Origin of the sequence: Nocardia sp. CA-290969, from assembly GCF_050936135.1 — a bacterium.
Lineage (GTDB): Bacteria > Actinomycetota > Actinomycetes > Mycobacteriales > Mycobacteriaceae > Nocardia.
The window spans coordinates 119,095-138,250 of the sequence record NZ_JBNJNJ010000001.1; the positions used below are offsets into that span (position 1 = coordinate 119,095).

Here is a 19,156-nt window from a genome sequence, read left to right on the forward strand (position 1 = left end):
GGTTTCAGCCTGGCTCTCCGGCGAGCTCCGGGTCTTGGACGGATGGAATCTCCTCGGCCAGCCACTGCGTCGGGCTGCAGCCGGCCAGCCGCGAGAATTCCCGGTTGAGGTGCGGTTGGTCGTAGTACCCGCAGGCGGCGGCCACCTGTGCGATCGAAACGAACGACGGGGTGTTCAGCAGCATCTGCTTGGCCCGCTCGAACCGCGCTACCCGCGCGGCCACCTTCGGGCTCAATCCGAACTCGCTGGTGAACCGTTTGGTGAGGTACTGCCGGCTCCACCCGATCCGTTCGGCGAGTGGCTCCACCCCGAGCGTCCCGTGCGACCCCGCCACCGCCCGCCATGCCCAGGTCAGCTCGGGTCCCACCGTCCGCTCCGGAACCAGCAGCCGGGTCAGCACCCGGTCACATGCCGCGAACCGCTGCGGCCAGGTCGCCTGTTCCTGGAGTTCCTCCCACAACTGCCGCCCCGGCGACCCGATGAGATCGGCGAACTCCAGCGAGGTACTCCACAGCTCCGCCGCGGGCAGCCCGAACAGCGCCCGGCATCCCATCGGGGTGAGTTTCACGGCGACACCTTCCTGGGTGCCGTCGTGCGCGATCATCGCCGGGGTGTCCTGGAGTCCGCCCAGTACACAGCGGTAGTTGTCCGGGGCCTGCCGGGCGTCGGTCTGGCCGATGACGTCGATCACCGGCCCGATGGCCACGATGAAGGTCATATGCCGCGACGGCAGCCCGCGATGCAGACCCGCCGCGAACCCGGTCATCCGGTAGCCGATGTATCCGTCGATGAACGCAGCCAGCGGCCGGGCCGGGTGGGCTGTCACCACCTGCGAGCTCGGCTCCATAGGCGTCACGCTACGCCGGTTCGGGGCGCATCGGCACCGGTTGTCGAAGGGGTGCGACCCGGCGAGTGTCTGGTGGCGCGAGCTCGTCGGCGTGCCGGCTACCGGGCCCGTCGATGCTCGTCGCAGAACAGGCGGCCGAGGGTCCACGGGAGTCGCTGATGCGCTCGACTTTCTGGATTGGTTTCGCCATTACTGACATGATGAGAGAGAAACGCACTCTTACTCTCAGATTCCGATCTCCGGAATCCCGCAGGAGAGGAATACCGAATGAGTTCCGCCCCCGACGATCACGGCTCACTGCTCCGCAGGTACCTGCCCGACCGCCGCTTCCTGCTGACCCTGCCCCGCGCGGTCACCCTGCAGATCCTGCACCCCGCCATCGCCGCCTCCTACGGCGAACACGTGCACACCGGCGTTTGGGCGCACAAACAACGCACCGTCGACCGCATGATCAAGCTGGCCTGCAGCGGCCGCCCCGACCCGGCCCGCGTCATCCGCCTCGGCCACGAACACGTCAAGGGCCGCGATCATGCCGGGAACCGCTATCACGCCCTCACCCCCGAACTGTTCCACTTCCAGCACGCCACCTACGTCGAAACCCTCGTCACCGCCATCGACACCTACGCCCGCCCACTCACCCCCGAATCCCGCGAACACCTCTACCAAGAGTGCTGCGACTGGTACCGCAGCTACGGCATCTCCACCCGCCCCCTGCCCGGCAGTTGGCCCGAGTTCACCGAGTACTTCACCGACTTCCTCACCACCGAACTCCACCGCACCGAAGCCGCCACCGAACTCGCCGAACAATCTCTGAACCCGCCCTGGTGGGCGCTCGGCTTCGTCCCCGGTTTCGCTGCACGCGCTGTCCAGCACGAACGCGCCGTCGAACTGCTGGGCCTCGCCGAACAGCGCGGCGACCGCCTGAAGTTCGCGGCCTTCTCGGCGTCCGTCCGCGCCGGCTCCCGCGCCCACCGACGGCCGACCGCCGCCCCGGCCGCTTCCCCGCGTAGACTCCAGTCCTCGTGAGTCTCACCCTCGGAATCGTCGGCCTGCCCAACGTCGGAAAATCGACGCTGTTCAACGCGCTGACCCGCAACGACGTGCTCGCCGCGAACTACCCGTTCGCGACGATCGAGCCCAACGTCGGCGTGGTTCCGCTGCCCGACCCACGCCTGGACAAGCTCGCCGAGATCTTCGGCTCCGCCCGTATCGTCCCCGCCACGGTCTCCTTCGTCGATATCGCCGGCATCGTGAAGGGCGCCTCCGAGGGCGCCGGCCTCGGCAACAAATTCCTCGCCAACATCCGCGAAGCCGACGCCATCTGCCAGGTGGTCCGCGTCTTCGCCGACGACGACGTGGTGCACGTGGACGGTCAGGTGAACCCGGCCTCCGATATCGAGGTCATCGAAACCGAACTGATCCTCGCCGACCTGCAAACCCTCGAGAAGGCGGTCGTCCGCCTGGAGAAGGAAGCCAAGGTCAAGAAGGACCGCAAGCCCTACGCGGACGCCGCGAAGCAGGCCCAGGAAATCCTCAACGGCGGCCGCACCCTGTTCCACGCCGCAAAGGAGATCGACGGCGAACTCCTGAAGGAACTGTCCCTGCTCACCACCAAACCGTTCCTCTACGTCTTCAACGCCGACGAATCGGTGCTCAGCGACGAGGCGAAGGTAGCCGAGCTGAAAGCCTCCGTGGCCCCCGCTGATTCGGTGTTCCTGGACGCGAAGGTCGAATCCGAACTCCTCGAACTCGACGACGAATCCGCCGCCGAACTCCTGGAATCCATCGGCCAGACCGAACCCGGCCTGCACGCCCTGGCCCGAGCCGGCTTCCACACTCTGGGCCTCCAGACCTACCTCACGGCCGGTCCGAAAGAGGCCCGCGCCTGGACCATCCACCAGGGCGACACCGCACCCAAGGCCGCCGGTGTCATCCACACCGACTTCGAACGCGGCTTCATCAAAGCCGAAGTCGTCGCCTTCGACGACCTGGTCGAGGCGGGGTCCATGGCCGCGGCGAAGGCAGCGGGCAAGGTCCGGATGGAAGGCAAGGACTACGTCATGGCCGACGGCGACGTAGTCGAATTCCGCTTCAACGTCTGACCCCGGAGTCAGGACTGCTGCTCGACGATGTTCTTCAGGACCGTCATCGCGCCCATGCCGTTGGGCCATCCCGTGTAGAAGGCCAGGTGGAGGATCGCCTCTTTCAGTTCTTCCTCGGTGACGCCGTTCTGCCGGGCGTAGTCGAGGTGGAAGGTGAGCTGGTCGGTCTTGCCCAGCGCGGTCAGCGCGGCGACGGTGACAAGGGAGCGGTCGCGCATGGACAGGCCCTCGCGCGTCCAGACCTCGTCGAAGAGCACCTTGTCGGTGTAGTGGACCATTCCGGGCGCGAAGTCGCCGAAGGCGTTCTGTCCTCCGGTCCAGCCGTTGCCCGTGTTCGCTGCCATGGTCGTTTCCTCTCTTCTCCGGTTCTGGAACCGCGATGAATCCATGACACATCTTGGGCATCCGTCGAGGAAGTCCCTGGTGAGGGAGGTACTGGTAGAGGAACCCCTCGCGTGGTCCCAGATGTCTCTGGGCTCCAGAGTCCGGAGAATCGGCACGTCCTCGTTCTCGGCAGGCCGGTCGCCGCCCGAATGTGTCGAGATTGATGCGGCGCCGCGCTCAGGGACGGATATGACAAGAAACTTGACATGTACGTGGAACGTGCAAGAAAGACCCGAAAAACTTTACATATCGATAGGGGTCGATCGGCTCACAACGTGGCAGCTGTCTTCTGGATGATGATGTGATGTCCACTGGTGCGCGACCGGCGCGAACAGCTTTCGAAGCGACAGTCGAAGGGCTCGCAGGTTTGCGGGTGCAAGCCGTTGACTACTGGGACGTGCACAGTTACGGGTCCGAGCCGGCTCGGTGGGACTACGGCGATTGGCATCACGCCCCGATGGGAGTGCAGTTGTCGACCGATGGGGGACCTCGTGTGATCACGTGGACAAATACCTTTTTTACCTACGGTGTCGAGGTTTTCGACGATCCGATCGAGCGGCATCTGGTACTCGGAGAAGAGGGCCCCGAACGTGTCGGGCCGGTGGGTGCGTCACGATGGCAGCCGGTCCTCGGCCGGCCGATCGAGTGGGCGGTTGCGATGTGGGGAACCGTGGAGCTGGGCCCGAGTGTCGATCAGCGTGGCCGCGTGGTCGATCCGCCTCGTGTTGTCGAGGTGCCGGTCGCACTGCGACTGGATTTCGGCTCGGCGGCGGTGTGGTTCGTCGCTGCGATGCCGAAGGAGCCTGCAATGGAAGAGGTTGTCTACTTCGGCGACGAGATCATGGTTGTCTTCTCGGCCGCCAAGATGAGAGCGATCGGCTGGAAGGATCCGATGGCCGGGGCGTAGCTCGGCACTTCGTTAGGAGGCCCCGTGTGGTTCGTCACCGACGACGCGGGGCTGAGCAGGCGGGGCGCGATCGTGAGATGGGCGAGGTGTGGACAACCCTGGGCGCCGGCGGCGCGGACTGCGCTCCGATAGCGGACCGGTCCTGTCCGGTATCGCTTCTAACGTTGCCGGTTGCGGGACCGACCGCCCATTTCGCCGAAGGAGTATGCCGTGAATCTCGTTTCGATTCGTCTGATCACCGCCGATATTCAGAGCCTGGTCGGCTTCTACGAGGTGGTTACCGGGGTGGAGGCGCGGTGGGCGACACCCGATTTCGCCGAGATCGTCACGCCGGCGGCGACCTTGGCGATCGGCAGCACCCGCACCGTGCCGTTGTTCGCGGAGGGAAGTGCGCGTCCGGCGGACAACCGCACCGCGATCATCGAATTTCTCGTCTCCGACGTGGACGCCGAATACGACCGGCTGCGCGCGGTGGTGGATGAGTTCGTCAACGAGCCGACCACGCTGCCGTGGGGGAACCGTTCGTTGCTGTTCCGCGACCCCGAGGGGAACCTGATCAATCTCTTCACACCCGTGACCGAACAGGCAGTCGCCAAGTTCAGCTGACGGTTACGTTGCGGTTGTAGAACTGGGGACGTGCAGGGAGCGGCCGTGGTTTGCTTGTCGCCGTGAGCGACTGGAGGGATGATCGCGTACGTTCGGCGATCGACGGCCGGAATCCGACCGTGCTCGCCGAATTGGCTACGGCGTTCGCGGTGCTCGGTGATACCCAGTTCCTGCCCGGGTACTCGCTTGCGCTGGCGAAGGCGGCCGGTGCCGATCGGCTCACGGATCTGCCTCGGCCCGAACGTGTCCGGTTTCTCGCCGAGGTGGATCTCGTGGCCACCGCGGTGGAAACCGTGTGCGCGGCAAGGGATCCGGGATATCGGCGTATCAATGTCGAGATATTGGGCAATACGCACCATTTTTTGCACGCCCACATCTGGCCGCGGTACGAGTGGGAGCCCGCGGATCTCGTGGGTGGGCCGGTGTGGGGTTACCCGGCACAACGGTGGGACGACCCCGGGACGCTGCTCGGTCCGCGTCACGACGAACTGCGATCGGCGCTGGCAGGGGAAATTTCTCGATTGCGGAATTCGGCCGAGTTCCGCTTCGATGGTTAGTGGATCGGCGTGGTAGCGCAGCGGTGCACCGCTGAGCTACGCGAGACCGTTACCGGCCTCGGCCGGGCCGAATGCGCTGATCGGCGGATCGGCAGACGGGGCCTACGCCTGGATGACCTCGACCCGCACCAGCGCGTTGAACGAATCGCAACTGGCCCAGGACTGGTTCTGCCCGTACTGCACCGGCCCGTACTTCCAGTAGGTGAACGGGACGGGCCACGCGACACACGTGAGCTTCACCTGATGCCAGGTCGGCAGCTCGCAATTGGCCATCCCGCCGGTGTTGAAGATGTTGTAGACGTGACAGTTGGCCTGCCACACCGGAACGTCGGCCTGGGCTACGCCGCCACCGGCGAATACGGTGGCCGCGGTGGCGCCGGCGACAACGGCACCGGCGGCAAGTCGCTTCGCAGAGAACATATCGAACCTCCTGAATTGATGCTGTGTGGAAAACATCGCGCAAACGCCGCGCTTGTTACCGGAACCGCGCGTGACGGGCAGTGTGCGTCCGGTTCGGCCGGGTTCGGAGCACGCCAGTACGACGGCGGCTATGGGCGGGGAAACCGGCTTCACCGGAGTGCGGCAACTGTTGCGCACACGTCGTCGAGGACCTTCCGGCGGCCCTGGCCCGTCCGGTCAGCGGGGCGCGTCGGTTAGGCCGCGGGATCCGGCGATCGGTGGCGCTGCGGCGCCTGCGGAGCGTTCCATGCCGCCTGGACACCGCTCGGTCCCATGCCGCGATCCGTGGCGATGATCAACGCGGCGCAACCGATTCCCGACAACACCAGGCTCGAACCGAACAGGGCCGGGTAGCCGAGGAGTTCACCGACGGTTCCGGCCGCGAATCCGGCGATTCCCTGAACTGTCACGACCGCGCAGGCCAGCAGGGTGTAGTCGCTGCCGGCGTGGTCGGAATCCGAGGCGTCCATCATGAGGGTGAACACCGCAACGGTCGCGGCGCCGCCGAGAATGTGTTCGGCCAGGCTCGCGGTGACGATCAGTCCGAAACCGCCGGTGCCGAGGGCGGCGAGCAGGTAGAGCGCCAGGCTCGCGGTCTGGGTGACGCCGCCGATCAGCAGCGCTCGGCGGCGGCCGTACCGGAAGCACAGCCAGCCGCCCGCCGCCGCGCCCGCGAGCGCACCCGCCGACGACAGGGCGCCTTTCACGAGAGCTATCTGGCCGAGGGTGAGGCCGGCGTCGGACATGAACGGGCCGACCATCGCCGATCCCATCGAATCACCGAATTTGAAACCACCGATGAGGAGGATGAAGGTGAGCATCCCCGGCCGTCGCAGCCGCTTCCACCAGCCGGTGGTCAATGCCGCCGGGCGCGGCTGCGGCTTCGAATCGTCGCGCGGGGAGGTCCGGGGTAGCCACCAGACCGGGACGGTGGTCAGCAGGAGCAGGATCGCCATTGCGGCGAACAGGCTCCGCCAGCCGGCGAGCGCGAACAACCAGAGCAGCGCGCCGCCGCCGACGATCATGCCGATGCGGTAGGCCCCGACCTGGATGCCGTTGCCGAGACCGCGTTCGCGCGGGCCGAGCAACTGGACGGCGAGCCCGTCGGTGGCGACATCCTGGGTCGCGGACACCGCGTTCACCACGGCGATGCCTACCAGGAGCCAGCGCAACGACGACGAGAGGTCCAGGCAGGCCAGTCCGAGCGCGACGGCCGAACTCGTCAGTTGCAGCGAGAGCAGCCATTGCCGGCGGGTGCCGTAGTGGTCGACGTAGGGCGCCCACAGGAATTTCAGGGCCCACGGCGCGAACAGGACGCCGGTGGCGCTGATCTCGATCAATGAGAAACCGGATTCGCGGAGTACGACGGGTAGTGCCTGGGTGAAGAACCCGTACGGCAGGCCCTGTGCGAAGTAGAGCGCGGCCAGCAGAACCAGAGTCCCGGCGGAGATCGTGCCGGGGCGAGCCATGGTTCCCATGCGGTCATCTTGGCAGAGCCCGGGAAATTTCCCCGGGCGAGGCGGGTCACGCCGATGTCGCAGAGGGCCGTGCGCGGAAGTGCAGAAGATCGTTCGAATGCGCCCGGAGAAGATAATTTGTAACGGAACTATCATGGTGTCATGACTGCGATGGCTACCGGACGTACCGAACCCGACCTGTCGTTCCTGCTCGACCGCACCAGCCATGTATTGCGCACGCAGATGGCGGCGGCGCTGTCGGAGATCGGCTTGACCGCCCGGATGCACTGCGTGCTGGTGCATGCGCTGGAAGAGGAGCGAACCCAGGCACAGCTCGCCGAGATCGGCGATATGGACAAGACCACGATGGTGGTGACCGTCGACGCGCTGGAGAAGGCCGGCTGGGCCGAGCGGCGGCCCTCGTCCACCGATCGGCGCGCGCGGATCATCGCGGTCACCGAGGAGGGTCGCAAGGTTGCCGCGCGGAGTCAGCGGATCGTCGACGGTGTGCACCGTGCCGCCCTCGACTCCCTGCCTGCGCAAGAGCGCGAATCGCTGCTGCGTGCGCTGCGACTACTGGTCGAGGGTCATCTCGCCGAGGTGGCGGAGACGCCGGTGGTGGCCCGCCGGGCCCGGCAGTAGTCAACTTATAGATTGTCTGTAACGAAACTATCTATTAGAGTCTCTTCTGTTGGTTCGAGCAGGAGAGTGCCATGACCTATCCCAAACGTCTCGCGTTGGCCGTGCTGTCGGCCGCGACGCTGATGACGATCCTCGACGGCAGCATCGTCACCGTGGCGCTGCCGGAGATCGAACGAGAACTCGGCTTCACCCCGGCCGGGTCGAGCTGGATCGTCAACGCCTATCTGATCGCCTTCGGCGGCCTGCTGTTGCTGGGCGGCCGGCTCGGCGATCTCGTGGGCCGCCGCACCGTATTCCTGGCGGGGAACGCGATATTCGCCGCCGCCTCGCTCTTCGCCGGTGCCGCAACCACTTCCGGCCAGCTGATCGCGGCACGGTTCCTGCAAGGCGTGGGTAGTGCCTTCGCCTCGGCCGTCGCGCTCGGCATCCTGGTCACGCTGTTCACCGAGCGCCGGGAGCGTACGGTCGCCATCGGCGTCTTCAGTTTCACCGGGGCGGCCGGCGCCGCGCTCGGCCAGGTGCTGGGCGGGATACTGACCGATGGCCTCGGCTGGCACTGGATATTCCTCATCAATGTGCCGATCGGGCTGGTGACGATCGCCGCGGCCGTCCGGGCACTGCCCGCCGACCCGGGTGGTGGGCGGCTCGCGAACGCCGATGTGCTGGGTGCCGTGCTGGTCACCGCGGGACTGATGCTCGGTATCTACGCGATCGTCGAGGTCGAGAAGTACGGCTGGACCGCCGGGCGCACGCTCGGGCTCGGTGTCGTAGCGCTGGTGCTGCTGGCCGCCTTCGCCGCCCGTCAGGCGACGGCACGCGAACCGCTGATGCCGTTGCGGATCTTCCGTTCGCGCAATGTTTCCGGGGCCAATCTCACGCAGATGCTGGCTCTGTCGGCGATGTTCGCGTTCCAAGTACTCGTAGCCCTGTACATGCAGCGTGTCCTCGGCTACGGCGCCCTCGAAACCGGGTTGGCGATGCTGCCCGCGGCCGTCGCGATCGGGGGAGTGTCGTTGTTCGTCTCACCCCGGCTCAACGCCCGCTTCGGCGAGCGCCGCGCGCTGATCGGTGGGCTGCTGATCGTGGCGGCCGGAATGCTCTGGCTCACCCGGCTGCCGGTGCAGGCCGGCTACGTCACCGATCTGTTGCCGGTGATGGTGCTGGTGGCCGGATTCGGGCTGATCATGCCCGCGTTGACGGCATTGGGGATGTCCGGAGCCGAGGCCGGGGACGCGGGGCTGGCCTCCGGGTTGTTCAACACCACCCAGCAGATCGGTATGGCCCTCGGTGTGGCGGTCCTGTCCACCCTGGCCGCGGCCCGGACCGCCACCCGGCTCGACGCGGGAGCCGCCGGCGCGGAAGCGCTGACGAGCGGCTACCGGCTGGCGTTCGCCGTCGCCGCGGGTCTGCTGGTATCCGCGCTGATCGTGGCGGTCACCGTCCTGCGTCCGCCGGCACCCGGACCGCTGCCGGACGCCGAGCTCGCCGAGGCGGGCCGGCCGGCGCTCTGACGACCCACCACAAGACTTCGGCCCGCACCGGGCCGACAAGCCCGAGCCCGGAGATACCGGCTCACGAAACATGAACGGAAACACAATGACCGCGAAGCTCGACGCACAGACTCGCCGGCTGCTGGACGGCAGGAATTTCGCCACCGTAGCGACTCTCGAACCGGACGGGTCACCGCAGACATCAATTGTCTGGATGGACCGGGAGGGCGATACCGTGGTGTTCTCCTCGACGGCGGATAAGCGCAAAGTCCGCAATCTGCGGGCTGATCCGCGGATCAGCATCACTGTCATCGATTCCGCGAACCCGTATCGGTCCGTGGACATCCGGGGGACGGCCGAACTGATCGAGGACCCGGAAAAGGCGTTACCGCGGCGGCTGTCGCAGAAATACCTCGGACAGGATCCGCCCGGCGAACCCGAGCACCTTCGCCGCGTGATCGTTCGCGTGCTACCGCACAAGGTCACCGGATTCGCCGTCCCGAACCCGGCGGAGTCCACCGGCGAGTCCGCGCCGCACAGCTCATGACCTGATCGAAGGGGAAGCCGCGGACCCGCTGCGGCGTCGTTCGCGTCCGGCCCCGGCTACCGGGTGACCGAGGGATTTGCGATCGCGGACTGCCGGCCGACGGTGCCGGACTCGCCACCGTTCCCGCTTCGCCGGTCGGTGTTCGTCCGCGCGAACATGACGAGGCCGGTGACCAGGAGTACCGCGAGCGGCAGCAGCGGTAGGTAGGAGACCCAGATCGGGCCCTGCAAGGCCAGGGTGACGGTGGTGACCAGGATGCTCACCACGAAGACCGCCGCCGACCAGCGGTGCAGTGCCCGCGTACCGGTCGGGCGAACGCGCGGCAGACGAGCTCCGGTCTCCGCCGTGCGCCGGGCGCCCAGGTAGGGGAGCACGTACAGGTACAGGCCCGAGAGCAGGAGCAGGGCGAGCGGGGGCAGCGGAAGATAGGAAACCCAGACCGGTCCCTGTAGTGCCATGGTGGCGATGGTGACGACGACGGTCGCCAGGAAAACGATCGCCACCGCCCGGTGCGTCTGCCGGACTCGTTTGTTCCAGTTCATTACGTCCTCCTCGGCCGGTGCGCGGCTCGGTCGCCGTGCCGCATGGTGTCGATGACGACGCTATTGACGGGGTGGTGGCCCGCGCTTCTCGATTCCTGACCACTCTTGCGGGGCGAGGTCTAGCGGGCGCGCAGGCCCGCGATCAACAGCCCGACCATGCGCCGCGCGTCGTAGCGGGGGTCGCCTTCGGCGCCGACGCAGAGGTTGCCCACACCGCGCAGCAACTCGTAGGGCTCGATACCGGGCACCACCTCGCCGGCGTCCACGGCCGCGTCCAGCAGCCGGGTGCAGACCGGGAGCAGCCGGTCGAGGAAGTAGGTGTGCAGGGCTTCGAAGGCGGCATCGTCGGACTGCAGGGCTTCGGCGAGACCGTGTTTGGTGGTCAGGAAGTCGACGAAGAGATCGATCCAGCGGGTCAGGGCGGCGTGCGGGGTGGGGCCTTCGGCGAGTAGTTCCGGGCCGGCCTCGGCGCAGGCTTCCACCTGGTGGCGGTAGACGGCGACGATGAGGTCGGCGCGGGTGGGGAAGTGGCGGTAGATCGTGCCGACCCCGACTCCGGCGCGGCGGGCGATATCGCGGACGGGTACGCCCACTCCTGATTCGACGAATGCGGCGGCGGCCGCGTCGAGCAGGGTTTTCTCGTTGCGGCGGGCATCAGCCCGTTTCCGCGGGGCCGGCGAGGCGGGCGTATCTGGGTCGGCCACTGCGCGGCGTCCTCCGTCCTTCCGGTTGGCAAACGGAACAATGTTCCGTATGTTGGTTATCGGAACATCGTTCCGTTTCCAGGATGCCAGGCCGCTCCACCGGAGTCGAGCAGGCCGGCGATCCCACTCGTATGGAGGAACAGTCATGCAGTACCGCGAACCGAGCTTCGGCATCATGACAGCGCCCATGCAGGTCGACTACCAGGACATTCTGCGAGTCTGGCGGGAAGCCGACACCGTCGCCGAGATCGAGCACGCCTGGCTGTTCGACCATCTCCTCCCCATCGCGGGCGAGCCGGCCGGGCCGATCTTCGAAGGCTGGACCCTGCTCTCCGCCCTCGCCGCGCAGACCCGGCGGTTACGCCTGGGCCTGCTCGTCACCAGTAACCGTTTCCGGCCACCGGCGATGCTGGCCAAGATCGCCACCACCGTCGATATCGTCTCCGGCGGCCGGCTGGACTTCGGTATCGGCGCGGGCTCACGCCCCGGCATGCCGATCGCCCGCCGCGAATACGACGCGCACGGGTTGCCGTACCACGGCTTCGGGAGTTCGGTGGAAAACCTCGACGAGGCCTGCACCGTGATCCGGCGGCTGTGGACCGAACCCGAGCCGTTCGACTACCAGGGCAAGCACCTCCGGCTCACCGGCGCGTACGGCAACCCGAAACCCGTTCAGCGGCCGCACCCTCCGATCATGATCGGCGGCCGCTCGGACGCGGTGCTCCGGCTGATCGCCGAGCATGCCGATCTGTGGAACATCCCCGGCGGTGATCCCGCCGATATCGCCGAACGCGGCGCCCTGCTGGACCGCTGCTGCGCCGATATCGGCCGCGACCCACACTCGATCGTCCGGTCGACCTACCTCCCCGTCTCCTACGACCGGCTCGGTGGTGTCCGGGACGCGATCGCCGCAGCCTTCGACGCCGGCATCAGGCATTTCGTCCTCGGTCTGGAACCGCCGTATCCGGCAGGTGTCGCGCAGTGGATCGCCGACGAAATCATCATGCCGTCGTCGTAGTCGTCCGGACGTTTTCCGACGCCGGGTGGCAACGCCGGTCCCGGCGATAGAGTGCTCGCGATGTCCGAGTACATCCGCTTCCAGAGCGCGGTCCCGAACCGTCACGGGCGATACCCGGGTGTCTTCGCCATGGTGAACGGTCTCGCGCGGTACGGGCTGCTCGGCTCCGCCGGCAGCGAATGGCTGCGGGCGGCGAACGCGTATATGAACAGCGCCTACCCGGACCCGACCGGCATCACGCCCGATTGTTATGACCCGCAGGTGAATCCAGGAGCCCGGGCATGGTTCAAAGGCGATGCTTCCGGCCTGCTCGAGGCGACCCGGGGCTATCTCGATCTCCTCGACCGCGCCGGGATCGGGTGGGTCGAATTGCGTACGGCGTATCCCGGGCGGATCGTCCACGACGACGCGGTGCAGGTTGTCGCGGTGCCCTACCGCTACCCCGATGACTGGCCGCTGGCGCCATCTCGTTCCGGGCGGGATCGAAAGTCTTTGTAGCCCTTGCAGATCGGGCAACGAATCGGGCGACCGGCCGCAATGCGGAAGTCCGAACTCGTTGACGAGTTGACCTCAACCTTTGTTCAGGTCATAGCGTGGCCGGCGGAAGGGAGTCATTGTGACGATATTGGTAACCGGCGCAACGGGAAACACGGGACGGCACGTGGTGGCCGAATTGCTGGGCAGAGGGTATCCGGTGCGGGCACTGACCCGGGATCCGCGGCGGGCGGCGGGACTGCTGCCGGCGGGTGTGGAGGTGCTGGCCGGTACCCACACCGAGCCGGAGACACTGGATGCCGCCTTGGACGGCGTCACCGCATTGCATATCACCGTGACGGCCGGGGTGGCCGAGACCGGGCCCGAACTGGTGCGGCGGGCTGTCGCCGCCGGGGTCGAGCGGATCACCATCCTGTGGGGTGGATACGTCGGCCCCGCCGAAACCGCGGTGGCGGAATCCGGTGTGACCTGGACCCGGCTCGAACCGCAGGAGTTCATGGCGAATGCGCTGACCTGGCGGGAATCCGTGCGGGCGGAGGGCGTGGTGCGGGAGCCGTTCGATCTGCCGAGTGCGGTGGTGCACGAGGGCGATCTCGGTGCGGTGGCCGCGCTCGCTCTCACCGAGGAAGGGCATGCGGGCCGCGCCTACAACCTGAACGGGCCGGAGGCCCTGACCACGCGTGCACGGGTGGATATCCTCGCCGCCGCGCTGGGCCGGGAAATCGTTTTCGAACAGATCGGCCGCGCAGCGGCGATCGAACGGATGCTGCGCGAAGGTGTCTCCCGTGCCGATGCCGAATACGTGGTCGGGTGGCATGCCGATCCGCCCGCGTCGGCGCGGATTCCGGACGGCACCGTCGAACAGCTCCTGGGCCGGCCCGCCCGGACCTTTGCCGACTGGGTGACCGAACACAAAGACCGCTTCTGAGCCGCGGCTTCCGCCGTCCGCCGGCTCGCCGCCGGAGACCGGCAGTCTCATATCGGGTCCGGCTGCTCGGGCGACAGCGTCCAGCACCGTGCCCGCCGGGCCGGTCGGTGCCGGAGATCGCCGGCGGCGGGCTCGGGAGGTCCGGTTGCGGCCCGGTCTCGTCGCCGTGCGGCTTCCACCTCCTCCGGGAGCGCTGAGTAACGTCGGAACCGAATTCGACCAGCCGAGGAGGGGAACCGTGTTCGATCTCGCGGACCTGACCGTTCCGATCATCGCCGCGCCCATGGCGGGCGGCCCGTCCACACCCGACCTGGTGGTGAGTGTCGGGGAGGCCGGCGGTCTGGGTTTCCTCGCGGGTGGATACAAGACTCCGGAGGCGCTGGCGGAACAGATCCGCGAGGTGCGGGCCCGCACCGAGCGGCCGTTCGGGGTGAATCTGTTCATTCCGCAACAGCCCGCTTACGACCCGGCCGCCGTCCACGAATACCGGGACCGGTTGCGTGCGGCCGCGCAGCGGTACGGGATCGAACTGCCGCCCATCCGGGAACGGGACGACGACTGGTTCGCGGCGAAGGTGGATCTGCTGGTCGAGCAGCAGGTTCCCGTGGTCTCGCTGACGTTCGGCCTGCCACCGGCGGAGGTCGTCGGGCGGCTCCGTGCGGCCGGCGCCCTGGTGATCGCGACGGTGACCACCGACGCGGAGGCGCGTGCCGCGACGGACCTGGGAGCCGGGGCGCTGTGCGTGCAAGGGCCGGAGGGCGGCGGGCATCGGGGGACGTTCCGGGTCGAGGACGAGCCGGAGACAACACCCCTGCCGGTACTGGTCGACGAGATCACGGCGTGGTGCCGGGTGCCGGTGGTGGCGGCCGGTGGGATCGGCGACGGTGCGCGGATCGCGGATCTGCTCGCTCACGGCGCGGCAGCTGTCCAGCTGGGCACCGCATTCTTGCGGAGTCCGGAGTCGGGGGCGAAAACGGCGCACAAGGACGCGCTGAGCGATCCGCGATTCACTCGCACCGTCATAACCCGCGCCTTCTCCGGGCGACCGGCCCGCGGGCTGGCCAACGAATTCATCGCCACCTACGACGACGCCGCGCCGGCGGCATATCCCCAGGTCCATCACCTCACCAGCCCGGTGCGTGCGGCCGCGGCCGCGGGGAATGCGCCGGAGGATATGGCGTTATGGGCCGGTACCGGATACCGGTCGGCGGCCGCGGACCCGGCCGCGACGATCCTGCGGCGACTCTGGAGCGAAGCCGTCGCACACGGGGCAGTCGGTGGTCGGGGCGGCGGGGACCGCGTTCAGCGGCCGAACTGATTCGGGTGGAGCATCCGGTCGACTCGTGCGCGCAGTCGTGATCGGATAGCGTCCGCGGGCACCGGATGCACGGGTCAGCAGGTAGAAACCGGCTTTTTCTCCGGTGCGTACGGGGCGCACGGAGTTCGGATTCTGCTGGGAGTTCGCGCGGGCGGGGTTCGATTTCGATCGCTTCACGGCCGACGGTGTGGAACGCGAACGCGGCGTACAACCCGCCGAAACCCTCGCCCGGTTGCGCGCTGTCCTGGACCGGACCGTCTCACCGCCCGCACCGGCCGACAGCCGCCTGGTCGAGATGATCGTGCACGGGGAGGACATCCGGCGGCCGCTGGGCATTACCCGCACCTACCCGCAGGAGGCGGTCGCGGACGCGCTGCGGTTGCAGATCCGCACGTCGGAAGGATTCGGCGGGGGCCGGGAACTGGTCGCGGGGCTCACGCTGGCAGCCGATGATGCCGATTTCACCACGGGAGCCGGGCCGGAGATCACCGGCCCGTTGCTCGCTTTGCTGCTGGTTGCTTCGGGGCGGGGTGTGGCCATGGCCGACTTGGGCGGCATCGGAGTCGACACCCTCCGCGAGCGCCTGGCGGCGCATGCCGGTTAGGCCGGATCGGCGGAGTTCGCGGGTAGCGGGTCGGGCAGGGTGTGAACCGGAACGAAGCGGCCGCCCGTGGTCCGAAATACGGTCGCGGTGGCGGATGTGACCGGCGAGCTGTCGACCGATGGCGGAAATCGTCGTAGCGTCGGTGAGGTGACTGTGCCAACAGAGCTGCCCGCGACCGCGGGCGCGTTGCGGGCGGCCGGGTATGCGCCGCGGAGTGTGAAGGCCGAAATCCGGGAGAATCTGCTGGCCCTGCTGGGGTCGGGGAAGGACCCGTGGCCCGGGATCGTGGGATTCGACCGGACCGTGCTGCCGCAGCTGGAGCGGGCGCTGCTGGCGGGCCACGATGTGGTGCTGCTGGGGGAGCGCGGGCAGGGCAAGACGCGGTTGCTGCGAACCCTGCTCGGTTTGCTCGACGAGTGGACGCCGGTGATCGACGGTCTGGAACTGGGCGAACACCCGCTGGAGCCGATCAGCCCGCAGGGGCTGCGGCTGGCGGCCGAACTCGGTGACGATCTGCCGGTCACCTGGCGGCACCGGTCGCAGCGGTACGCGGAGAAACTCGCCACCCCCGATACGTCGGTGGGCGATCTGATCGGTGACGTCGACCCGGTGAAGGTCGCCGAGGGCCGCAGCCTGGGCGATCCGGAGACCATTCATTTCGGGCTGGTGCCGCGGGCGCACCGCGGGATCGTCGCGGTGAACGAACTGCCCGATCTGGCCGAACGGATCCAGGTCGCGCTGCTGAATGTCATGGAGGAGCGCGATATCCAGGTGCGCGGCTACACGCTGCGGTTGCCGCTGGATGTGCTGCTGGTGGCGACGGCCAACCCCGAGGACTACACCAATCGCGGCCGGATCATCACCCCGCTGAAGGACCGTTTCGGCGCGGAGATCCGGACCCACTACCCGCTGACCGTCCCGGCCGAGATGGCCTTGGTGCGGCAGGAAGCCGAACTCGTCGCCGAGGTGGGCGATCCGCTGATCGAGGTGCTGGCGCGGTTCGTGCGGCGGTTGCGGGAATCCCCGGCGATCGATCAACGTTCCGGTGTGTCGGCGCGTTTCGCGGTGGCGGCGGCCGAAACGGTGGCCGCGGCGGCGCTGCGCCGGGCCGCGCTCACCGGCGAAAATCCTGCTGTCGCCCGCCCCATCGATCTGGAATCGGTGCCCGCCGTACTGCGCGGCAAGCTCGAGTTCGAATCCGGTGAGGAGGGACGGGAGCAGGAACACCTCACCCATATGCTGCGGCGTGCGTTCGCGGATACCGCGCGGGAACGGCTCGGCGGGCTGAATCTACGGCCGCTGGCCGAGGCCGTGGAAGAAGGCCATCTGGTGACCACCGGCGAACAGGTTCCCGGCTCGCAGGTGCTGGCGGGCCTGCCGGAACTGCCGGTGCTGCACGAGGTGGCCGCCCGGCTCGGCGTCGACGCCGGGGACGCGCCCCAGCGGATCGCGGCCGCGGTCGAATTCGCCCTGGAATCCCTGTATCTGGCGCGTCAGGTGGCCAAGGATTCCGATGACGAGGGTATGGCGGTGTACGGCGGGTGACCGCGGTACGGTCCGGTGAAGAGGCGGTATGACAGCGGCGGACAGATATTCCTACGGGCCCTACCACGAGGGGCCCGATCCGCTCGCGCCCCCGCTCGACCTGCGTGAGGCGCTGGCCGATATCGGGCGCGAGGTGATGGAGGGATCTTCTCCGCGTTCCGCGCTGGAAGAACTGTTGCGGCGCGGAACGTCCGATCTGCCGGGGCTCGAGGAGCTGACGCGGCGGCTCTGGCAGCGGCGGTCCGAGATCTCGCGCAATCACCGGCTGGACGGCACACTGCAAGAAGTCCGGGAACTACTGGACAAAGCGCTGGAAGCCGAACGCCGGGCATTGTTCCCCGACCCTTCCGACGACGCCCGGTTCGCCGAAATGCAGTTGGACGCCTTGCCCTCCAGTACCGCGGGTGCCGTCCGCGAACTCGGCGAATACCAGTGGCGTTCGGAAACCGGACGCGAGAACTACCGGCAGATCCGCGATCTACTCGGCCAGGAACTCCTGGAATCCCGCTTCCAGGGCATGAAGCAGGCATTGCAGAACACGACCCCGCAGGACGTGGAACGGGTCCGGCGGATGATGTCGGATCTCAACGAACTGCTGGCCGCGCACGGACGGGGCGAGGACACCACCGAACAGTTCGGCGAATTCATGGCCGAACACGGCGAGTTCTTTCCCGAGAACCCGCGCGATACCGACGAACTGATCGACAGCCTGGCCGCCCGTGCCGCCGCGGCGCAGCGGATGCTGAATTCGATGTCGGATCAACAGCGTTCCGAGCTGAACGAACTGCTCGGGCAGGCGTTCGGCGATCCCGCGCTGGCGCAGCAGATCGCCGCATTGGACGCCAATCTGCGCGATCTGCGCCCCGGTGAGGACTGGGAATCCGGCCGGCGGTTCCGCGGCCAGGACCCGCTGGGGATGGGCGAGGCGGTCGAGGCGATGCAGGATCTCGGCGAACTCGACGAGCTCGCCGCGCAACTCGCCCAGTCGTATCCAGGCGCCCGGCTCGAGGATATCGACCTGGAAATGCTGGAACGCCAGCTCGGCGCCGACGCCCGGGTCGACGCCCAGCGCCTGGCGGAACTGGAACGCGAACTACGCCGCCAAGGGCTGTTCGAACGGGCGCCCGACGGGTCGTTGCGGCTGACCCCCAAGGCATTACGGCGCCTCGGTGAGGTCGCGTTGCGGGATATCGTCGGGCAGCTGCGCACCCGCAAAGGAGAGCGGGAAACCGCGCGGGCCGGGGCGTCCGGGGAACCGACGGGGGCGAGCCGGCCGTGGCAGTTCGGCGATACCGAACCGTGGGATGTCTCGCGGACGGTGCGCAATGCGGTACTGCGGTCGGCGTCCACCGGGAGCCGCACGGTGACCTTGGACGTCGCGGATGTGGAGATCGCCGAGACCGAACAACGGTCCCGGGCCGCGGTCGCGCTGTGCGTGGATACGTCGTGGTCGATGGTGCAGGACGGGCGCTGGGTGCCGATGAAACGCACCGCGCTCGCGCTGCAACACCTGATCAGTACCCGTTTCCGCACCGACGCACTCGAACTCATCACCTTCGGCCGCCACGCCACCACGGTCGATATCGGGGAACTGACCGGGCTGGAACCGGTCTGGGAACAGGGCACCAACCTGCACCACGCGCTGCTGCTGGCGGGCCGGCATCTGCGCCGCCACCCCGACGCCGTCCCGGTGGTGCTGGTGGTGACCGACGGCGAACCGACCGCCCATCTGGAGCCCGACGGCACCTCGTTCTTCAACTGGCCGCCGGACCGGCGCACCCTGGCCACCACCATGATCCAGGTCGATTCCCTGGCGAAACTGGGCGCATCCATCTCGGTATTCATGCTCGGCGAACAGCCGCGGCTGGCCGCCTTCGTGGATATGGTGGCCCGGCGCAGCGGCGGCCGGGTGGTCGCACCCGACCTCGACGGTCTCGGCGCGGCGGTGGTCAGCGACTACCTGCGCGGCCGGCGCCGCTGACCCACCGGCGCACACAGGAGATC

21 protein-coding genes are annotated in these 19,156 nt (G+C 67.9%); 15 read left to right on the top strand and 6 right to left on the bottom strand.

What is annotated here, in order from left to right; all coding sequences use genetic code 11:
* Positions 1–4: 4 nt before the first annotated feature.
* Positions 5–847 (bottom strand): helix-turn-helix domain-containing protein, encoded by an 843-nt coding sequence (locus ACQEVO_RS00695; RefSeq protein WP_432907632.1) that lies wholly within the window; start codon positions 845–847, stop codon positions 5–7.
* Positions 848–1,114: 267 nt separating this feature from the next.
* On the opposite strand from ACQEVO_RS00695, the gene ACQEVO_RS00700 reads away from it, so the two are divergent.
* Complete coding sequence (locus ACQEVO_RS00700; protein WP_432907635.1) at positions 1,115–1,873, top strand: oxygenase MpaB family protein; 759 nt, start codon at positions 1,115–1,117, stop codon at positions 1,871–1,873.
* The gene (gene ychF / locus ACQEVO_RS00705) at positions 1,870–2,949 is read left to right on the top strand and encodes a redox-regulated ATPase YchF (RefSeq protein ID WP_432907638.1); all 1,080 of its coding nucleotides are present in this window, start codon (positions 1,870–1,872) and stop codon (positions 2,947–2,949) included. Before ACQEVO_RS00700 ends, ychF begins: the two co-directional genes overlap by 4 nt.
* An 8-nt stretch (positions 2,950–2,957) precedes the next feature.
* On the opposite strand, the gene ACQEVO_RS00710 is transcribed toward ychF, so the two are convergent.
* Positions 2,958–3,293, bottom strand: a complete 336-nt coding sequence (locus ACQEVO_RS00710) for a carboxymuconolactone decarboxylase family protein (RefSeq protein WP_432907641.1) — start codon at positions 3,291–3,293, stop codon at positions 2,958–2,960.
* 533 nt (positions 3,294–3,826) lie between these two features.
* Here ACQEVO_RS00710 and ACQEVO_RS00715 point away from each other — a divergent pair.
* From ACQEVO_RS00715 to ACQEVO_RS00725, 3 genes are all read left to right on the top strand, one after another.
* On the top strand, positions 3,827–4,240 hold the full coding sequence (locus tag ACQEVO_RS00715; RefSeq protein ID WP_432907643.1) for a hypothetical protein: 414 nt from the start codon (positions 3,827–3,829) through the stop codon (positions 4,238–4,240).
* Between the two features lie 210 nt (positions 4,241–4,450).
* Entirely contained in the window at positions 4,451–4,846 is a 396-nt protein-coding gene (locus ACQEVO_RS00720; RefSeq protein ID WP_432907646.1) for a VOC family protein, read from the top strand.
* Between the two features lie 62 nt (positions 4,847–4,908).
* Positions 4,909–5,403: an HIT family protein gene (locus ACQEVO_RS00725; RefSeq protein ID WP_432907649.1), complete on the top strand. Its 495-nt coding sequence runs from the start codon at positions 4,909–4,911 to the stop codon at positions 5,401–5,403.
* A 102-nt stretch (positions 5,404–5,505) separates the two neighbouring features.
* Here the strand turns inward: ACQEVO_RS00725 and ACQEVO_RS00730 are convergent, their stop codons facing one another.
* The gene (locus ACQEVO_RS00730; RefSeq protein ID WP_432907651.1) at positions 5,506–5,823 is read right to left on the bottom strand and encodes a hypothetical protein; all 318 of its coding nucleotides are present in this window, start codon (positions 5,821–5,823) and stop codon (positions 5,506–5,508) included.
* A 233-nt stretch (positions 5,824–6,056) separates the two neighbouring features.
* Positions 6,057–7,340: an MFS transporter gene (locus tag ACQEVO_RS00735; RefSeq protein ID WP_432907654.1), complete on the bottom strand. Its 1,284-nt coding sequence runs from the start codon at positions 7,338–7,340 to the stop codon at positions 6,057–6,059.
* A 141-nt stretch (positions 7,341–7,481) separates the two neighbouring features.
* On the opposite strand from ACQEVO_RS00735, the gene ACQEVO_RS00740 reads away from it, so the two are divergent.
* The 3 genes from ACQEVO_RS00740 (at position 7,482) to ACQEVO_RS00750 (ending at position 9,998) form a co-directional block, all read left to right on the top strand.
* Positions 7,482–7,961 (top strand): MarR family winged helix-turn-helix transcriptional regulator, encoded by a 480-nt coding sequence (locus tag ACQEVO_RS00740; RefSeq protein ID WP_432907656.1) that lies wholly within the window; start codon positions 7,482–7,484, stop codon positions 7,959–7,961.
* A 71-nt stretch (positions 7,962–8,032) separates the two neighbouring features.
* Entirely contained in the window at positions 8,033–9,472 is a 1,440-nt protein-coding gene (locus ACQEVO_RS00745) for a DHA2 family efflux MFS transporter permease subunit (RefSeq protein WP_432907659.1), read from the top strand.
* A gap of 85 nt (positions 9,473–9,557) precedes the next feature.
* Positions 9,558–9,998 carry a PPOX class F420-dependent oxidoreductase gene (locus tag ACQEVO_RS00750; RefSeq protein ID WP_432907661.1) on the top strand — a complete coding sequence of 147 codons (441 nt, stop codon included), beginning with the start codon at positions 9,558–9,560 and terminating at the stop codon, positions 9,996–9,998.
* A gap of 56 nt (positions 9,999–10,054) precedes the next feature.
* Here the strand turns inward: ACQEVO_RS00750 and ACQEVO_RS00755 are convergent, their stop codons facing one another.
* Positions 10,055–10,540, bottom strand: a complete 486-nt coding sequence (locus ACQEVO_RS00755) for a hypothetical protein (RefSeq protein ID WP_432907663.1) — start codon at positions 10,538–10,540, stop codon at positions 10,055–10,057.
* A 119-nt stretch (positions 10,541–10,659) separates the two neighbouring features.
* Positions 10,660–11,244 (bottom strand): TetR/AcrR family transcriptional regulator, encoded by a 585-nt coding sequence (locus ACQEVO_RS00760; RefSeq protein ID WP_432907666.1) that lies wholly within the window; start codon positions 11,242–11,244, stop codon positions 10,660–10,662.
* A gap of 145 nt (positions 11,245–11,389) precedes the next feature.
* Between ACQEVO_RS00760 and ACQEVO_RS00765 the strand changes: the two genes are divergently transcribed.
* The 7 genes from ACQEVO_RS00765 to ACQEVO_RS00795 all read left to right on the top strand — a co-directional run bounded on the left by ACQEVO_RS00765 (position 11,390) and on the right by ACQEVO_RS00795 (position 19,133).
* Complete coding sequence (locus tag ACQEVO_RS00765; RefSeq protein ID WP_432907668.1) at positions 11,390–12,262, top strand: LLM class flavin-dependent oxidoreductase; 873 nt, start codon at positions 11,390–11,392, stop codon at positions 12,260–12,262.
* Positions 12,263–12,322: 60 nt separating this feature from the next.
* Positions 12,323–12,760 (top strand): hypothetical protein, encoded by a 438-nt coding sequence (locus ACQEVO_RS00770; RefSeq protein WP_432907671.1) that lies wholly within the window; start codon positions 12,323–12,325, stop codon positions 12,758–12,760.
* Positions 12,761–12,878: 118 nt separating this feature from the next.
* Entirely contained in the window at positions 12,879–13,685 is an 807-nt protein-coding gene (locus ACQEVO_RS00775; protein ID WP_432907674.1) for an NmrA family NAD(P)-binding protein, read from the top strand.
* A 238-nt stretch (positions 13,686–13,923) separates the two neighbouring features.
* Positions 13,924–15,003, top strand: coding sequence for a nitronate monooxygenase (locus ACQEVO_RS00780; protein WP_432907677.1), 1,080 nt, complete (start codon positions 13,924–13,926; stop codon positions 15,001–15,003).
* Positions 15,004–15,106: 103 nt separating this feature from the next.
* Positions 15,107–15,607 (top strand): maleylpyruvate isomerase family mycothiol-dependent enzyme, encoded by a 501-nt coding sequence (locus ACQEVO_RS00785; protein ID WP_432907680.1) that lies wholly within the window; start codon positions 15,107–15,109, stop codon positions 15,605–15,607.
* A gap of 147 nt (positions 15,608–15,754) precedes the next feature.
* Entirely contained in the window at positions 15,755–17,152 is a 1,398-nt protein-coding gene (locus tag ACQEVO_RS00790; protein WP_432907682.1) for a sigma 54-interacting transcriptional regulator, read from the top strand.
* Between the two features lie 28 nt (positions 17,153–17,180).
* Positions 17,181–19,133, top strand: a complete 1,953-nt coding sequence (locus tag ACQEVO_RS00795; protein ID WP_432907685.1) for a hypothetical protein — start codon at positions 17,181–17,183, stop codon at positions 19,131–19,133.
* Positions 19,134–19,156 lie beyond the last annotated feature (23 nt).

What these genes read in the sequence shown, in the direction of transcription:
- ACQEVO_RS00695 (WP_432907632.1), bottom strand. Translation starts at nt 847, where the DNA reads ATGGAGCCGAGCTCGCAGGTGGTGACAGCCCACCCGGCCCGGCCGCTG.
- ACQEVO_RS00700 (WP_432907635.1), top strand. Translation starts at nt 1,115, where the DNA reads ATGAGTTCCGCCCCCGACGATCACGGCTCACTGCTCCGCAGGTACCTG.
- ACQEVO_RS00710 (WP_432907641.1), bottom strand. Translation starts at nt 3,293, where the DNA reads ATGGCAGCGAACACGGGCAACGGCTGGACCGGAGGACAGAACGCCTTC.
- ACQEVO_RS00730 (WP_432907651.1), bottom strand. Translation starts at nt 5,823, where the DNA reads ATGTTCTCTGCGAAGCGACTTGCCGCCGGTGCCGTTGTCGCCGGCGCC.
- ACQEVO_RS00735 (WP_432907654.1), bottom strand. Translation starts at nt 7,340, where the DNA reads ATGGGAACCATGGCTCGCCCCGGCACGATCTCCGCCGGGACTCTGGTT.
- ACQEVO_RS00740 (WP_432907656.1), top strand. Translation starts at nt 7,482, where the DNA reads ATGACTGCGATGGCTACCGGACGTACCGAACCCGACCTGTCGTTCCTG.
- ACQEVO_RS00745 (WP_432907659.1), top strand. Translation starts at nt 8,033, where the DNA reads ATGACCTATCCCAAACGTCTCGCGTTGGCCGTGCTGTCGGCCGCGACG.
- ACQEVO_RS00750 (WP_432907661.1), top strand. Translation starts at nt 9,558, where the DNA reads ATGACCGCGAAGCTCGACGCACAGACTCGCCGGCTGCTGGACGGCAGG.
- ACQEVO_RS00755 (WP_432907663.1), bottom strand. Translation starts at nt 10,540, where the DNA reads ATGAACTGGAACAAACGAGTCCGGCAGACGCACCGGGCGGTGGCGATC.
- ACQEVO_RS00765 (WP_432907668.1), top strand. Translation starts at nt 11,390, where the DNA reads ATGCAGTACCGCGAACCGAGCTTCGGCATCATGACAGCGCCCATGCAG.
- ACQEVO_RS00770 (WP_432907671.1), top strand. Translation starts at nt 12,323, where the DNA reads ATGTCCGAGTACATCCGCTTCCAGAGCGCGGTCCCGAACCGTCACGGG.
- ACQEVO_RS00795 (WP_432907685.1), top strand. Translation starts at nt 17,181, where the DNA reads ATGACAGCGGCGGACAGATATTCCTACGGGCCCTACCACGAGGGGCCC.